A 15,515-nucleotide genomic window follows, 5' to 3' on the forward strand; every position below is an offset into this window, starting at 1 on the left:
ACCCCATCTGCCCTATGCCCCGCGAACATCACCCCGACGGATACCGGAAGCACCCGCGCCGTCCCATCGGCAAGCGGCCGGCCCCCGAGCGCACGGCCGACTTTCGCGAAATTTGGGCGCCGGAGTGGAGCCCCGAGGCCCTGCAGGATCAGGGCGAGCGCTGTGTCGACTGCGGCGTGCCTACCTGCATGAGCGGCTGCCCCATCGGCAACCGCATCCCGGAATGGAACGACCTCGTCCACAAGGCGGACTGGAAGGAGGCCCTGCGGCAGCTCCACGCCACAAACAACTTTCCGGAGTTTACGGGCTACACGTGCCCGGCCCCGTGCGAGGACGCCTGTGTCCTGGCCGTCAACGACGATGCCGTGGCCATCAAGAGCATCGAGCGGGCCATCGTGGACAAGGGGTGGGAGGAGGGCTGGATTCAGCCGGAGCCGCCGGCCGAGCGGACGGGCTTTCGGGTGGCCGTGGTGGGGAGCGGGCCGGCCGGCCTTGCCGCCGCGCAACAGCTCAATCGGGCCGGCCACCGCGTGACGGTCTACGAGCGGGACGACGCCCTCGGCGGCCTCATGACGTACGGCATTCCGGACTTCAAATTCGCGAAGCGGCGGGTCGACCAGCGGATCGATCAGCTCCGGCAGGAGGGCATCACGTTCGAGATGAGCACGGAGGTCGGGACCGACCTCGCGGCGGATCGGCTCCACGACGCGTACGACGCCACCTGCCTCGCCCTCGGTGCCCAGAAGCACCGCGAGCTTCCGGTGCCGGGCACCGACCTGGACGGCGTACGGCCGGCCATGGAGTTCCTCCCGCAGGAAAACCGTCGCCAGCAAGGCCAGGCCGCCCCCGGCGGGGGCACGGCCGCCCATAAGAACGTCGTCGTGTTAGGGGGTGGGAGCACCGGGGCCGACTGCGTCGCCACGGCCCACCGGCAGGGCGCGAAGCAGGTCGTCCAGATCGGCATCAACGAGCGCGGCCCGACTGAGCGGACGGCGGACAACCCCTGGCCGGAGGCCGCGCAGGTGTACACCAAGACCTACGCGCAGGAGGAGGGCGGGGCGCAGGAGTTTGCGGTCAATACCCAGGCGCTGGTCGACCTCGACGGCGACGGCCGCGTCGACGAGCTGCGGGCCGAGCGCGTGGACTGGACCTACGAAAATGGCGCCCGCGCCGACAAGACGGTCGTGGACCCCGACGTTCGGGTGCCGGCCGACCTCGTCCTCGTGGTCATCGGGTTCGTGGGGCCGGAGCGCAATCCGTTTGTAGACCTCGGCGTCCGGCAGGCCGACGACGGCACGGTCGCGACCGACGACCGCCTCATGACCGATGTCGAGGGCGTCTTCGCCGCGGGGGACGCCCGGATGGGGGCCTCGCTCGTCGTGTGGGCCATTGGGGAGGGGCGCGATGCGGCCCGCCAGGTCGACCGGTACCTTACCGGCGATACAGCGCTTCCGGCGAGCCTCCAGACCGCCAACCCGCCGCTCGGGCGGTAGGACGGACCGACACGACCGATCGCCGCTTGTCAACGATCTGCCCAGCTACTCGTCCGCCCGGCGCTCCACCCAGAGCGTCACCGGGCCGTCGTTTGTGAGGCGGACGTCCATCATCGCGCCAAACTTGCCGGTGGGGACGTCTTGACCGAGGTGCCCTTCGAGCTCGCGAACGAAGTGCTCGTAGAGCCGGTCGGCCCGGTCGGGCGGCGCGGCCTCCGTAAAGGAGGGCCGGTTCCCCGCACTCGTGTCGCCGTAGAGCGTGAACTGGGGCACCACCAGGGCGTCGCCTCCGGTGTCGAGGAGCGACTCGTCCATCTTGCCGTCGGCGTCGGGAAAGACGCGGAGGCGTGCGCACTTCTCGGCGCACCAGGCGCTTTCGGTGCGGGTGTCGTCCTCGTGCACACCGAGCAGGATCAGCAGGCCGTGTTCGATGGCCCCAACCGGGGTGCCGTCGATCTCGACGGCGGCCTCGGAGACGCGCTGGACGAGGGCAACCATACGGAATGACGTGTAAGCGTGACAGACAGAGACGAACGGCGGGGGTCAGTGGCCCCGGTCGGATTTCAGGCCCGAAAGGAAGGTCCGAAGGGCGTCGAGGGCCTTTCGGCGGTGGCTAATCTCGTTCTTCTCTTCCGCCGGCATCTCGGCGAACGTCTGGTCGGAGCCGTCCGGGCGGAAGAGGGGGTCGTACCCAAAGCCCCCGTCGCCGTGGGACGCAGTCGTGATGGCGCCTGCACAGCGGCCCTCGAAGGTGTGTGCGGTTCCGTCCGCGTCGATGAGGGCCACCACGGTGCGAAAGCGCGCCCGTCGGTCGTCCACCTCCTCCAGGACTCTCAATAGCTTCTGCTTGTTGTCTTCCGGGGTGGCGTCGGCACCGGCGAATCGGGCCGTATGGACGCCCGGCCCGCCGTTGAGTGCCGCCACCTCCAGGCCCGTATCGTCGGCGAGGGCGGCATGGCCGGTGTGTTCGTGGTACGCCCGGGCTTTCTTCTGGGCGTTGCCGGCGAGGGTGTCGGCGTCCTCCACCACGGTGAAGGAGTCGTCGAGGTCGCTGGCGGGGAGGAGCGTCAGGTCGAGGTCGGCCAGCAGGGCGCGGAGCTCCTCGACCTTTCCGGCGTTGCCGGTTGCCAGCACCAGGGGAGAGCGGGTCGTCATGCGGAAAAGGGATTGGGGGGAAGTGACACCGGAACACGGAAAAGAAACATGCCTCTCACATTCGCGTTTCCACTTCGCAGTTTGATTAACATCCACTCTATTTCAAAACCAAACTCCCTACGGAGGGATCTACCTTGGCTGTTGGTGTAAAAGTCCGAAACAACGAAGACATTGATCGTGCGCTCAAGCGCTTCCGGCGTCAGGTGAACCGGAGTCGTGTGCTGCAGGAGTATCGGCAGAACATGACCTACATGAAGCCCTCGGAGGAGAAGCGGCTCGAAGAGAAGCGGTCCCGCCGGCGGCGCCACCGCCAACGGAAGCGGGGCGACAACCGGAAGCGCAAGTAGAGCGCCGCCCATTTGGCCGCCGGCGTCGGTGAATCGGCGTCCGGCACCGTTGTTGGGGACGGGCCCGAGCGGGTCCGTCCCTTTTTCTTTTGGGACTTCTTCGGGCCCCTCAAGCCAAAGGGCCCCGTCAACACAAAAGCCCCACCGCACGGGGTGGGGCTTTCGCTGTTGACAAGAGAGTGACAAGAGGGGGGTGTTAGAGGCCAAGGGCATCCCCAACCAGTTGCTCCTGTTCCCGGTCGTGCACCTTGGCCGATCCGGTGGCGGGACTGGCACTGGCGGGCCGCCCCACGTACTGGATGCGCTGCTCGCAGGGGCCGTGAATCTCGTCCAGGAGCGTCTCGAAGCGGGGAGACACGAACGACCAGGCGCCCATGTTCTGAGGCTCCTCCTGCACCCACACCGTCTCGTCCGCCTCAGAGTAGCGTTCCAGCTCCTCCTGCAGGTCCGATGCGGGGAAGGGATAGAACTGCTCCAGGCGCGTGATGGCGATCGCGTCGCGCCGATCGGAGTCCTCCAACGCCGTCACGAGGTCGTAGTACACCTTGCCACTGCAGAGAATGTGCCGCGTGGTGCCTGCAGGGTCCGCCTCGGCCGGAATGATCTCCTGCACACCGCCCGCCATGAGGTCCTCGGGCGTCGAGACGCACTTCGGGTGGCGCAGCAGGCTCTTGGGCGTCATGATGATGAGCGGCTTCTTCACGTCGCGCTTCACCTGCCGGCGCAGGGCGTGAAAGTAGTTGGCCGGCGTGGAGAAGTTGGCGACGATCATGTTCTGCTCCGCACAGAGCTGCAGAAAGCGCTCCAGGCGGGCCGAGGAGTGCTCCGGGCCCTGTCCTTCGTAGGCGTGGGGCAGCAGGGCCACGAGGCCGGAGGTCTGGCCCCACTTCTCCTCGGCGGCGCTTACGAACTGGTCCCACACGATCTCCGCTCCGTTCGCGAAGTCCCCAAACTGGGCCTCCCAACAGGTGAGGGCGTTTTTGTCCACCACCGAGTAGCCGTACTCGAACCCGGCCACGGCGTACTCCGAAAGGAGGCTGTCGTAGATGAGGAGCCGCTCCTGGTCGTCGCTCAGGTTGTTGAGGGGCGTGTACTCCTCGCCGGTCTCCTGGTCGATGAGGACGGCGTGCCGCTGGCTAAAGGTGGCGCGGCGCGAGTCCTGGCCGCTCAGCCGGACGCGCGTGCCCTCCTGCAGCAGCGAGCCGAACGCCAGGGTTTCGGAGAAGGCCCAGTCGATGCGCTTCTCGTCGTAGAAGAGGTCGTCGCGCTTGCCGAACAGCCGCTCGAGCTTCCGGTGGACGTTGAAATCGTCCGGAAAGTCGGTGAGGACCGCCACGACCCGTTCCAGGTGCTCGCGCTGGGCCGTGGTGTCGACCGTGGGCAGGCGATCGTCGGCCGTGCGCTGGACCCGCTCCTCCAGCGCCTCGTCGGCGTCCTTTTCTTCCAGGTCCTTGGTGCGCTCGAAGGCTTCCTGCAGCCGGCCCCGGTAGTCGTCGAGCATCTGCTCGGCCTCGTCCGGCTCAATCTCGCCGCGCCGGAGCAGCATCTCGGTGTAGAGCTTGCGCGGCGAGCGCTTCTCTTCAATTTTCTCGTAGAGGAGCGGCTGCGTGAAGGTCGGCTCGTCGCCCTCGTTGTGCCCGTGAACGCGGTAGCACATCATGTCGATCACCACGTCCTTGTTGAAGCGCTGGCGGTACTCGAACGCCAGCCGCGCGATGCGGACGCAGGTCTCGGGGTCGTCGCCGTTGACGTGGAAGATCGGCGCCTCGATGGCGCGGGCGAGGTCGGTGGCGTAGGTCGAGCTGCGGGCGTCGCCGGGCGGCGTGGTAAAGCCGATCTGGTTGTTGATGACCAGGTGGACGGTGCCGCCGGTCGTGTAGCCGCGCAGCTTGCTGAGGTTGAGGGTCTCCGCCACCACGCCCTGTCCGGCGAAGCCGGCGTCGCCGTGGATCAGGAGCGGCATCACGGCGTCGTGGTAGTCGTCCTCCGCCGCCTCGGGGTGTTCGTCGCGCAGCAGATTCTGCTTGGCGCGGGACATGCCCTCCACGACCGGGTTGACGGCCTCCAGGTGACTGGGGTTCGAGGCGAGCGTCACGGAAATCTCGTTGCCGTCGGGCGAGGTCACGTCCCCTTCGGCCCCCAGGTGGTACTTCACGTCGCCCGAGCCCTGGGTCGTGTTGGGGTCGATGTTGCCCTCGAATTTGGAGAAGATCTCCTCATAGGGCTTGCCGATGATGTTGGCCAACACGTTGAGGCGACCGCGGTGGGCCATGCCCATCACCACCTCCTCCACGCCCTCGTCGGCGGCGTCGGAGAGGAGGGTATCGATGAGGGGGATCATGGTCTCCGACCCCTCCAAGGAAAAGCGCTTGTGGCCGATGTACTTGGTGTGCAGGAAGCGCTCGAACGCCTCGGCCGCGTTGAGCTTCTGGACAATCCGGTGGCGCTCCTCCTCCGACGGCGACCCGGCGTTCCGCATCGGCTCGATCCGGTTCTGGATCCACGTCTTCTCTTCGGGGTCGGAGATGTGCATGAAGGCCGTCCCCACCTTGCTGGTGTAGGACTTCCGCAGGATGGAGAGAATCTCGCGCAGGGGCAGCTTGTCCTCGCCCCCGAGGCCGCCGGTGATGAATTCCCGGTCCAGGTCCCAAACCGTAAGGCCGTAGGTGGCGGGGTCGAGCTCCTCGTGGTACTGCCACTCGTAGCCGAGCGGGTTGATGTCCGCCTGCAGGTGGCCGCGCACCCGGTAGGCCCGAATCAGCTGAAGGACGGCCGCCTGCTTCTCGGTCATGTCGAGCTCGTCCTGGGGCCGCGACCGCCCGAGCTGCGGGGTGGAGTCGGTGGCCATCCGGAACGGCTGATAGGGCACGCCCAGGTCGGAGAAGATCCGCTGGTAAAAGTCGTGGGTGCCCATCAGGAGCTCCTCAATGTGGTTGAGGAAGGCCCCGCTGGTGGCGCCCTGAATGACGCGGTGGTCGTAGGTGGAGGTCAACGTCATGACCGGGGAGACCCCAGCCTTGCTCGCCACTTCCGAGTCGTACCCGCGGTACTCGGGCGGGAAGTCGATGGCCCCGGCCCCCATGATGACGCCCTGTCCGGGCATCAGGCGCGCCACGCTCATCGACGTGCCGATCATGCCCGGGTTGGTGAGGGTGGCCGTGGTGCCCTGAAAGTCGGACAGGTCGAGGTCGCCCTCCAGCGCGCGGCCAACGATGTTGTTGTAGGTCCCGAGGAACTCGGCGAAGTTGAGGCTGCCCGCGTCCTTGAGGTTGGGAACCAGGAGCGTGCGCTCGCCCCGCCGCTCCACGTCAATGGCGAGTCCCAGGTTGATCTGGTCGGGCTTGACGTGCTCCGGCGTGCCGTCCTCATTTCGCCGAAACGTGGTGTTCATGTCGGGGTGCTTCTGCATCGCCTGGACCATCGCGTAGGCGATGATGTGGGTGTACGACACCTTCTCGCCACCGACCTGCTTCTGATAGTCGTTCAGGAGATTGCGATTCTCGTCGAGCAGCTTGACCGGAATCGTACGGGCGGAGGTGGCCGTCGGGATGCCGAGGCTGTCTTCCATGTTCTCGACGACCTTGGCCGACGGGCCGGTCATGGCCGTCACGTCGGCCTGGTCCTCGTCGACCGCCGGGGCCGAGGCGGGGCGCAGGGGCTCCACGACGCCGTCGTCGGCCTCCGCCGGCGGGGCCGGGGACGCGTCGGGCGAGGAGTCGCGATCTGTCGGCTCCGGTTCCGTGGGTTCTTCGGGGGGGGTGGTGGCCTCCCCGTCGCCCGCGGTGGTCCGGTCGACCGGGATGAAGGAGGCGTCCGGGTCGTAATCGGCAAAGAACTCGCGCCAGCTTTCGCTTACGCTGTCGGGATTGTCCTGATACTGCTTGTAGAGCTCTTCGATATAGCCCGTGTTGAATCCGAGGCTGCTCACGGTGGAACGAGTGCATTTGGTCGTAAAAGAGACGTGGGCTCCCCGCCTGGAGCGACTACCATGTACGACGCATTCGCGACGAGGATTCGCGGGGGGCTGGGGCGGGGACTGGGGCGGGGGGCCCGTGCTACAGCCACCCGTGCTCCTCGTACCAGCGAAGGGTGCGGGCCACCCCATCGTCGAGGGGGATCGACGGGTCGTAGTCGAAGTCGTGCGCGGCCTTCTCGCTGGAGCAGGCCGTACAGGCGTGCCGAATTTCGCGGGTCTTATCGCGGTTGAGGGGCGGGTGGGTGCCGGTGGCCCAGCCCCAGGCCTCGGCCATCGTCCCCACGGCGCCGAGTAGGGGCCCCGGCACTGGGAGGGGGACCGCCCAGGTGTCGAGGGCCGCGGTCGCGGCCCGCTTCACCTCGTTCCAGGCGTGGGGCCGCGTGCTGCCGAGGAAGTAGGTCTTCCCGCGCGCGCCGGGATGGCGGGCGGCGTCGACCATGCCGGTGGCGAGGTCCCGCACGTGAACGAGGCTCAGGGTGCGAGCGGAGCCCCCGCCCACGATGGGGCACACGTGCCGCTTGACGGCCCGGAAGAAGTCGAGGATGTCGCGGTCGCGGGGCCCGTAGACGGCGGGGGGGCGCACGACGGTGAGGGGAAGGGTCTCCGCGTACGATTCCGGGGTCGTCTCGGGCCGTTCACGGAGCGCCTGTTCCATCTGCGCCTTGCTCCGCCCGTACAGGCTGACGGGCCGGAGCGGCACCTCCTCCGTCGCCACGTCGTCGTGGCACCGCCCCACGGCGGCCAGGCTGCTCGTCACCAGCACGCGGTCGAGATCCGGCGCGGCGTGCTGGACGGCGCCCAGGAGGTTGAGGGTGGCCTGCACGTTGGCCTCGTAAAACGCGTCCTCGGTCGGGGCGCGGGTCCGGCCCGCCACGTGGTACACCTCGTCCACGCCATCGAGCGCCTCCCAGAGCACCTCCACGTCCGAGAGGTCCCCGCGGACGGGCGTCACGTTCAGGTCCGAGAGCCACTTCGGGTCGGTGCGGACCAGGCATCGCACCTCGTCCATGCCACGGTGCAGGAGTTCCTCCACGAGGTGACTCCCAACGAAGCCGGTGCCGCCGGTGACAAACGCTGTTCGTTCTGCGTACGAGGCCATCAGTTACAAACGGAGAGGGCAATGGGAACGAAAAACGAGGGGGAGAATGGGTGCGGCCCCCTTCTGGGAAGGGCGAATCTGCGACGAAATCGTCCGCATGTCCGCCCGTCTCGACAGGCGCGCTGGGGGCATGCCTGGATGCCGACGGGACTGTCCACACGGGCCACACGGGCGTCGCTATCGGGGGGCTGCGTGTGGCAGCCACGGCGTCCCCCGCCAACTCCAGGGCGCCTTTTCTCTTCGGGAAGGGCCGACCGGTGGCGTCGTAGGTTCTCTGGGGGGGATAGGTATTAGTCCGTCTGCGAGGCGGACGGGGAGGGGCCGGGGGCATCGTCCGTGACGAACTTGTACCCGATGCCGTAGACCGTCTGCAGGTAGGCGGGCTCGTCCGGCGTGGGCTCAATTTTCTTGCGCAGCGACGCCACGTGGCGGTCGATGGTGCGGGTGGTAATGTCGCCACTGATGCCCCACACGTCCCGGAGCAGCTGCTCGCGGCTCACCGTGCGGCCCCGGTGCTCGATGAAGTAGGTTAGGATGTCGAACTCCAGGTCGGTCAGACCGATCCGTTTACTGTCCCTCGTGACGGTTTCGTCCGGAAAGTGGACGCTCACCTTTCCAAACGCAAATACGTCTCCGGTATCGGGGAGGGTCGATTGGCTCCGGGACAAGACCGCCTCGACGCGGGCCGCGAGCTCCTTCGCATCGAAGGGCTTGGTGACGTAGTCGTCCGCCCCGAGGTCGAAGGCCCGCAGTTTGTGCTCGTGTTCGTCCTTGACTGTGAGCACAATCACAGGGGAGTCCACCCCGGACTGCCGCGCCTCCCGCAACACTTCAAACCCGTCCTTCTGCGGCAGTCGCACGTCGAGGAGCACGAGATCGTAGGGGGGGAGGGTCGTCATCTCTTGGAGGGCATCCTCGCCCTCCACGGTGTGATGCACCTCGTAGCCGTGCCGGGCAAAAAACGACGCCAGGCTGCTTCCCAGGTCCGGATCGTCCTCCGCAATGAGGAGCCGAGCCCCAGAGGCCCCTGTTATGTTACTGGAGCAAGGCATGACGGTGCCTGTGGCTTACGAGAATTGCAAGTGGAGTGAGGCACTCCAAAAAATTACCCTTCCGGTGTTCAAAGTGCAAGATGCGCGAGGGCACACCGGAAGGCGGGGATGCAGAACGGCCAAGCAGATTGCACGTACACGGAAGCACATAGAATTTCCTTGGTACGTGCCTTCACGCATGGACGCATCGCCGCTCTTCGATCCCGAATACCTTCCTATCATCGCCGGAACGCTCATCGGGTTCGCGTTGCTAGCCGCCCTGCTCCTCGTGCCGATTTGGCGGTTTCTCGACCGGGAGGAGGAAGTGGCGGAGGAATGGACCCCGGAGGCCGTTGCGGAACGGATGCGTGAGCACGAAGCCTCGACAAGCGCACCAGAGAGCGCGGAGGAGACCGATCCGTCCCCCGAGCGGGGCGAAGCGGCCCCGCGCCCCCCCGGGGCGTAAGCGTACAGGAGGGCGCGCCCGGGTCGCTATTTGGAGGCGCTGTCGGGGGCGGTGACGCGGACCATTGGGCGGAGGGTCGAAAGGGTCTCCGGGCCAATGCCACTGACGCGCTCCAGCTCGTCGACGCGTTGGAACGGGCGCTGGGTCGACCGATACGTCACGATCCGCTCTGACAGGGCCGGTCCAATTCCCGGAAGGGCGTCCAAGGCCTTCGGCGGTGCCGTATTCACATTGAGGGGCTGCTCCGCGGAGGGGGACCGTGGCCCCGGAGACGCCAACGACGGGGGAATCGAGTCTGTTGGGGACGGGGCGACGAGCGAGTCGGCGGCCACGGGGGGAACCTGTTGCTGCTGCAGGTGGCGCACCGCGAGGCCGAGCAGAAACAGCACCGCCAGGGTGAGAATGGCAAGCCCCTCCTGACGGGTAATGGAGAGCCGCTGTTGCAGTCGGTAGAGCCAAACCATGGCGGCGACGAACCTGTGGGGACATGCACCACGCCGTGCCCGTTCGGGGAGGAAGACACATGCGGAGGCGGAACGTAACGTGTGTGGCTCGGGAGGGGCGGGGCGTCAGCCCGGATTCTGCCGCCGACGCGCGGTCGTTCCCCGAACAGGGATCGTGCCCCCGAACCTGTCAGCATCTCACGACCATGGCACAGCGTTCAATCGTCCGGACGAAGGCCGTCGTCCTCCGGAGCATCGACTACGGCGAGACGAGCCAGATTGTGACCCTCTTCACGCAGGCGAAGGGCAAGCTCGGCGTGATGGCGAAGGGGGCCCGGCGCCCCAAAAGTTCGTTCGGGGCGACCCTGCAGCCGATGGCCTACACGCAGGTGGTGTTCTACCACAAGCCCTCCCGCACGCTACAGACCCTCAGCGAGAGCAGTCACGTGCAGTCGTTCCACCGCCTTCGCGAGACCCTGCCGACCATCACGGTGGGGCTGCGCATCGTCGAGCTGGTCGACGCCCTGATGGAGGAGGAGGACCCGCAGCCCGCCGCGTTTGCGCTGGTCGTCCGGTCCCTTCATCGACTCAATACTGCGGAGGCCCGGGTGAGCAACCTCTGGCCGTATGTGCAGCTCCAACTGGCTCAGATCTTGGGGGTGGCACCGGCCGTCGACCGGACACGGGTGGAGGCCGTGACCGGGGACGAGGGGCTCCTCTCCCTCGCGGACGGAGGGGTGTACCCGGCGGACGGGACGCCGGAACAGCCGAAGCGAGCCTCCCGGGCTGCCCTCCGGGCCTACGCCGTCTGCGCCCGTGCCGACCTCGACACCGTGATGCGCCTAACCATGTCCCCCGCCGTTCGGCGCGAGGTGGAGGCCCTCGTGCGTGACTTTCTGCGGTACCAGTTCGACGACGCCTACCCGGATCGGAGCCGCTCGGTCATTGCGCAGATTGAGGGGGCGAAGCCGACCGACCGGGCCACTTGACCTTTTCCGGCGTTCTGGATACCCTACTGTGTGGAATATGTGGCCGTCTCTGCTTCCGTAGAGTACACCGGCACGCCATTCATCAGCTGAGTGCCACCGCCTCTCCGCCATGGGTCGGAAGAAGCTCACTGCCAAGCAACACGAATTTCTGCAATTCCTGATCGATCACACCCGGAAGACGGGGGTGTGGCCGACCTACCGGGAGATCATCGATCACTTCGGTTACAGCTCCCCCAACAGCGTCACCCAGAACCTGAAGGCGCTTCACCGCAAGGGGCACCTCACACGGGACGATCAGGGCTACCACCTCGCCACGCGCTACCAGGAGCAGGAGGAACCGGGCATCCCGGTCAAGGGCATCATCTCGGCCGGTACGCTCCAGGAAGCCGTGGAGGCGGATCTGGGAACCATCACGCTCGACATGCTCTTCCCGAACCTGGACCAGATCTTCGCGATTCGAGTGTCGGGGCAGTCCATGCGGGGGGCGAACATCCGTGATGGCGACTACGTGCTGCTCATTGACGAGGACATTCCGGAGGGGGGGATCGGTGCGGTGCTGTACGACGGAGAGACCTCCCTAAAACGCGTGCACCACGACGACGAAGGCCTCCGCCTGGAGCCCTGTAATCCGGAGTACGACGACATCCACATCCAGCCCGACGTGTTCGAAGAAGTGACCATCCTCGGGCGCTACGTGGGCCACATCAACGACGAGGGCATTCATAAAAAGAGCGGCCAAGGGGCTCCGGCAGTCCGCTAGCGCCCCGCGAGTGCCCGTGCACGCCTCCGATTGCTTCGATCTCACCCCTTTGCGCTTATGAGTGACCTGCCGAATTGGAGAGACAATCTGCGCCGTGAGGGGGGGCACTGGAACGACGGCCGCTGGTACGACATCCATCTTGAGCGGCGGCTTCCGCAGGCCGTCCCGATGCTCGAAGAGTTGGCCATGGCCCTTCCGCCCCTGCCGCCCGGCGCCACCGTCTGCGACCTTGCGTGCGGCACCGGCAATGCGGCCGCGACTGTGCTCGATGCGTATCCGCAGGTGGAGCTCGTGCTGCTGGACGAAGACCCGGACCTGCTCTCCATCGCCCACGAGAAGGTGGGGCAACTCACGCGCAACGCCGAGCCGCTGCAGGTGGCCGTGCCCTCCGACGGGGCGCCGCTCCCCGGTGGGCCCTACGACCTCGTCGTGGCCTCGCTGGCCCTTCACGCCATCGTGGGGCACGAGGTGGACCCGGCAGAGGCGGAGTCGCGCTACGAGCTGCTCTTCCGCAGCGTCCTTGAGCCCCTACGCCCCGGCGGGCACTGCCTCATCGGCGACCACGTGGGTACCCTGCCGCTCTATCCGCAGCTCAAGGCCATGGAGCGCGCCGGCTTTACGGAGGTCGATTGTGCGTGGCGCCAGGACGACTTCTTCGTAGCGGGCGGCCGAAAGAGCCCCTGAGTCGGTGAGCAGGCCACGGTGGGCGGCGCAGGTGTTTCCTGCAGGTCGCCGTTCGCGGGGCTCGCCGGGCTCGGGGGGGCTGCCTCCGTTCGGAGGCTGCCGTGCGAAGGGGGGGATGCAGCGAGGGACGACGGGGGGCGGCCGCGGCCCCTGTCGGTGTGGGGCCCGTGGCTTCCCGGAACGAGACGTGGAGGCGAAGCGCGCGACGTGCGAGGACTCTGTGCTCAACCGCGCTCGTTCCGAATTCGCTGGTACGTCTTGTCCAGGTCCACGACGGGCTTCGGGTAGTCGGCCCCGAGGACGCAGCCGTACTTCTTCTGCTGCTCGTGACTCATGCGGTGGGGCTCGTGCACGTACTTGTCGGGCACGTCCGCCAGCTCGGGGAGCCAGTAGCGGACGTACTCCCCGTTCTCGTCGTAGCGCTTCGCCTGCTTCACGATGTTGAAGTATCGGGCCCGCGGGTCGTTGCCCACCCGGGAGTTGTAGGCCCAGTTGCCCCAGTTGGAGGCCACGTCGTAGTCCACGAGGCGCGACTCGAAGTAGGCCGCCCCCATCCGCCAATCCAGCTTCAGGCTCTGGGAGAGCATGCTGGCGACATTCTGGCGGCCCCGGTTGGACATGTAGCCGGTTCGGTTGAGCTCCCGCATGTTGGCGTCGACGAACGGAATGCCGGTCGTGCCGGCGGCCCACCGCTCGAAGGACTTGTCGTAGTAGCGCCAGTCGATGTCGTTGCCGTTGATGCCACCGGGACGGAAGAGGCGCTCGCCGGCCTTCCACGTGACGTAGCTGAAGAAGTCGCGCCAGATCAGCTCAAACTTCATCCAGTACGTCGACTTGTTGTCGACCCGTTGGTCCTCGTAGCGCTCCACCGCCTCGTGGATCTGCCGGGGCGTAATGCAACCGTGGGCGAGCCAGGCACTGAACTTCGCGGAGTAGTTGGCCCCGAGCAGGCCGTTGCGTGTGGCCTTGTACTTCTTCAAAAAGTCCCCGCGCCAGATGTACTCGTCGATGCGGTCGTGCCCGCGGGTCTCGCCGCCACGAAAGGGGAGCACGCCCCGCTCGTCGACGGTCCCGTCGTCGTCGAAGCCGAGTTCGTCGAGGGTCGGGATCGCCCCTGGATTGAGGTCTTCGGGCAGGGGGAGCAGCGAGTCCGGCGCGTCCAGGGTGGGCCGGACCGTGCTCTTTTTTTCTACGGCCTTTCGAAAGTTCGTGTAGACCTTCGGAATGTCATCGGGGCCGTCGAAGGGAACGTCGTCGATGTGGTAGAGCGTCTTTCCCCAGAAGAAGCCGGGCGTGGCGCCGGTGTCCCGGAGCGCATCCTCCACGGCCGTCTCTACGTCCTCCTCCTCGCCCCCGATCTCCTGGAACTGAAGCACCTCGTTGGCGCCGGTTTGCCGCACGAGCTCCGGCAGGATGTCTTCGGGACGCCCCCGGCGGACCACGAGGTCCGCCCCGAGGTCCTGAACCGAGTCGCGGAGGTCCTGCACGCTTTCGCGGAGAAAACGGGCCCGGATGGGGCTCATCTTCGGCAGGTCGAACATCGTCGTGCCGAAGTGACGCGGATCGAAGCAGTAGACCGGAATGACCTGGTCGTAGTGGTCGGCCGCGTAGCGGAGGGGGGCGTGGTCGCGCACGCGGAGGTCATTCCGAATCCAAACGAGGGCGGTTGAAAGCACGGTGTCGGTACGGTGGACTGGTGAGGAGCGGGGCGACGCACGCCGAAAGAAGAACGGGCAGGGACGTCTCGGTTTGTCTACGGGTTATTCCTCCTTGGCCCAGGGGATGTGGTCGCGGTCCTTGTTGCGGCGGCAGCGTTCGCTGCAGTACTTCACGTTTTCCCAGTCGTCCTCCCACTTCTTGCGCCACTCAAACTCGCGATTGCACACGGGACATGTTTTCGTGGGGAGATTTTGGTGGCTCATGGCACGCGGACGCTTATGTCTGAGAATGTCGTTCGGGCATACGGTCCCGGCGAAGGGGCGTGCCTGAGCGGTGGGGCTTCTTACACGCTCGTCAAGACCGGCCGACTTCGCACGGTTCTCACGACATTTCGGCCGATGAGCGGACGCAGGCACGCGCCGCGCAGGAACAGACGCAAAAAAGGGACCGTATTTCCTGTGTCATACAAAAGAGGCCAGCAGCAATTGTAGCTGGTTGCCTATCTGTCTGGGGCCATAGCTCAGTTGGTAGAGCGCTGGAATCGCACTCCAGAGGTCCTGGGTTCGAATCCCAGTGGCTCCACTCTTCCGGCCGATCGGATCCACGACACGAAACCCCCGCTCTTGCCCTTCGGCAGGAGCGGGGGTTTGGTGTTGAAACGGGTTGGTATTGAACTGGGTTGGTATTGAACCGAGAAAGGAGGCCTATTCCCGTAGGTGGTCGGGAACCTCTTCCGGAATGGTCCACAGGTACAGCACGTCCCCGTCCACGGTGACCGTCGAGTCGGGCTCCCAGCCGTTCATGTCGAAGCTGTGGGAGACCACCCGCGTGCCCGGGTCGAGCTGCTCGAAGAGCATTGGACGAAGCCTCAGGTTGACCTCTGGGAAGAGGTACATCGTCACGACGGTCGCGTCGCTGAAGTCCGCTTCGAAGAGGTCCTGGCGCCGGAATTCCACCCGGTCGCTCACCCCGGCGAGTTTGGCCCGCTTCCGGGCCCGCTGGACGAGGTCGGGCTTGATCTCGATTCCGACACCGCGGGCGCCGTGCTGCTCGGCGGCCGCGATGGGGACCCGCCCGTCGCCACTGCCGAGGTCGTACACCGTGTCGGACCCCGTGACGCCGGCGAGCTGCAGCATGCCCTCGACCGTCTTCTCGGGACTCACGACGAAGGGGACGTCGGCGTTGACCGTCGAGTCCACGATTGAGGGGGACGTCGCGGGCGCAGGGCCCTGCACGGCCGCGGTGTCCGGCCCACGGGTCGACGATGGGTCCGGGTCCTGCGCACAGCCGGCGAGGGGAAGGAGGCCGGCCCCCACGAGACTGCACACGAGGAGCGGAGCGACCAGTGTGTGCGTGAAACAGCGGGGGGGACGCATGGTCAGGGCTCAGACGAGCGAAGGGAAGCGAGTGGGG

15 protein-coding genes and 1 tRNA gene are annotated in these 15,515 nt (G+C 66.6%); 7 read left to right on the plus strand and 9 right to left on the minus strand.

The window, feature by feature from the left end; genetic code table 11:
• Positions 1-14 precede the first annotated feature (14 nt).
• On the plus strand, positions 15-1,493 hold the full coding sequence (locus OJA40_RS14065) for a glutamate synthase subunit beta (RefSeq protein WP_263810926.1): 1,479 nt from the start codon (positions 15-17) through the stop codon (positions 1,491-1,493).
• Positions 1,494-1,538: 45 nt separating this feature from the next.
• On the opposite strand, the gene dtd is transcribed toward OJA40_RS14065, so the two are convergent.
• Both dtd and rdgB read right to left on the minus strand, forming a co-directional pair.
• Positions 1,539-1,991, minus strand: coding sequence for a D-aminoacyl-tRNA deacylase (dtd, locus tag OJA40_RS14070; RefSeq protein WP_208427398.1), 453 nt, complete (start codon positions 1,989-1,991; stop codon positions 1,539-1,541).
• A gap of 45 nt (positions 1,992-2,036) precedes the next feature.
• Positions 2,037-2,648, minus strand: a complete 612-nt coding sequence (rdgB, locus tag OJA40_RS14075) for an RdgB/HAM1 family non-canonical purine NTP pyrophosphatase (protein WP_208427399.1) — start codon at positions 2,646-2,648, stop codon at positions 2,037-2,039.
• A 134-nt stretch (positions 2,649-2,782) separates the two neighbouring features.
• Here rdgB and rpsU point away from each other — a divergent pair, with 134 nt between their 5' ends.
• Positions 2,783-2,995 carry a 30S ribosomal protein S21 gene (rpsU, locus tag OJA40_RS14080; RefSeq protein WP_013061703.1) on the plus strand — a complete coding sequence of 71 codons (213 nt, stop codon included), beginning with the start codon at positions 2,783-2,785 and terminating at the stop codon, positions 2,993-2,995.
• Between the two features lie 196 nt (positions 2,996-3,191).
• On the opposite strand, the gene OJA40_RS14085 is transcribed toward rpsU, so the two are convergent.
• From OJA40_RS14085 to OJA40_RS14095, 3 genes are all read right to left on the minus strand, one after another.
• Positions 3,192-6,923 carry a multifunctional oxoglutarate decarboxylase/oxoglutarate dehydrogenase thiamine pyrophosphate-binding subunit/dihydrolipoyllysine-residue succinyltransferase subunit gene (locus tag OJA40_RS14085; RefSeq protein ID WP_208427400.1) on the minus strand — a complete coding sequence of 1,244 codons (3,732 nt, stop codon included), beginning with the start codon at positions 6,921-6,923 and terminating at the stop codon, positions 3,192-3,194.
• A 127-nt stretch (positions 6,924-7,050) separates the two neighbouring features.
• A complete protein-coding gene (locus tag OJA40_RS14090) occupies positions 7,051-8,070 on the minus strand; it encodes an NAD-dependent epimerase/dehydratase family protein (RefSeq protein WP_208427554.1) in 1,020 nt (339 codons plus the stop codon).
• A 290-nt stretch (positions 8,071-8,360) separates the two neighbouring features.
• A complete protein-coding gene (locus tag OJA40_RS14095) occupies positions 8,361-9,122 on the minus strand; it encodes a response regulator transcription factor (RefSeq protein WP_263810927.1) in 762 nt (253 codons plus the stop codon).
• A gap of 178 nt (positions 9,123-9,300) precedes the next feature.
• Between OJA40_RS14095 and OJA40_RS14100 the strand changes: the two genes are divergently transcribed.
• Positions 9,301-9,567 carry a hypothetical protein gene (locus OJA40_RS14100; RefSeq protein WP_263809114.1) on the plus strand — a complete coding sequence of 89 codons (267 nt, stop codon included), beginning with the start codon at positions 9,301-9,303 and terminating at the stop codon, positions 9,565-9,567.
• 26 nt (positions 9,568-9,593) lie between these two features.
• On the opposite strand, the gene OJA40_RS14105 is transcribed toward OJA40_RS14100, so the two are convergent.
• The gene (locus tag OJA40_RS14105; RefSeq protein ID WP_263810928.1) at positions 9,594-10,031 is read right to left on the minus strand and encodes a ComEA family DNA-binding protein; all 438 of its coding nucleotides are present in this window, start codon (positions 10,029-10,031) and stop codon (positions 9,594-9,596) included.
• A gap of 185 nt (positions 10,032-10,216) precedes the next feature.
• On the opposite strand from OJA40_RS14105, the gene recO reads away from it, so the two are divergent.
• The 3 genes from recO to OJA40_RS14120 all read left to right on the plus strand — a co-directional run bounded on the left by recO (position 10,217) and on the right by OJA40_RS14120 (position 12,443).
• On the plus strand, positions 10,217-10,999 hold the full coding sequence (recO, locus tag OJA40_RS14110; protein ID WP_208427551.1) for a DNA repair protein RecO: 783 nt from the start codon (positions 10,217-10,219) through the stop codon (positions 10,997-10,999).
• 109 nt (positions 11,000-11,108) lie between these two features.
• Positions 11,109-11,759 (plus strand): transcriptional repressor LexA, encoded by a 651-nt coding sequence (gene lexA / locus OJA40_RS14115; RefSeq protein WP_263810929.1) that lies wholly within the window; start codon positions 11,109-11,111, stop codon positions 11,757-11,759.
• 57 nt (positions 11,760-11,816) lie between these two features.
• Positions 11,817-12,443 carry a class I SAM-dependent methyltransferase gene (locus OJA40_RS14120; RefSeq protein WP_208427549.1) on the plus strand — a complete coding sequence of 209 codons (627 nt, stop codon included), beginning with the start codon at positions 11,817-11,819 and terminating at the stop codon, positions 12,441-12,443.
• A gap of 224 nt (positions 12,444-12,667) precedes the next feature.
• Here OJA40_RS14120 and OJA40_RS14125 read toward each other — a convergent pair whose 3' ends face one another.
• On the minus strand, positions 12,668-14,119 hold the full coding sequence (locus tag OJA40_RS14125) for a DASH family cryptochrome (RefSeq protein WP_263809113.1): 1,452 nt from the start codon (positions 14,117-14,119) through the stop codon (positions 12,668-12,670).
• A gap of 84 nt (positions 14,120-14,203) precedes the next feature.
• Positions 14,204-14,365 carry a DUF2256 domain-containing protein gene (locus OJA40_RS14130; protein WP_081580681.1) on the minus strand — a complete coding sequence of 54 codons (162 nt, stop codon included), beginning with the start codon at positions 14,363-14,365 and terminating at the stop codon, positions 14,204-14,206.
• A 246-nt stretch (positions 14,366-14,611) separates the two neighbouring features.
• Between OJA40_RS14130 and OJA40_RS14135 the strand changes: the two genes are divergently transcribed.
• Positions 14,612-14,684 (plus strand) — tRNA-Ala (locus OJA40_RS14135).
• A gap of 122 nt (positions 14,685-14,806) precedes the next feature.
• On the opposite strand, the gene OJA40_RS14140 is transcribed toward OJA40_RS14135, so the two are convergent.
• Positions 14,807-15,478, minus strand: a complete 672-nt coding sequence (locus tag OJA40_RS14140) for an SAM-dependent methyltransferase (protein WP_263810930.1) — start codon at positions 15,476-15,478, stop codon at positions 14,807-14,809.
• Between the last annotated feature and the right edge of the window lie 37 nt (positions 15,479-15,515).

Origin of the sequence: Salinibacter pepae, assembly GCF_947077775.1 — a bacterium.
Lineage (GTDB): Bacteria > Bacteroidota > Rhodothermia > Rhodothermales > Salinibacteraceae > Salinibacter > Salinibacter pepae.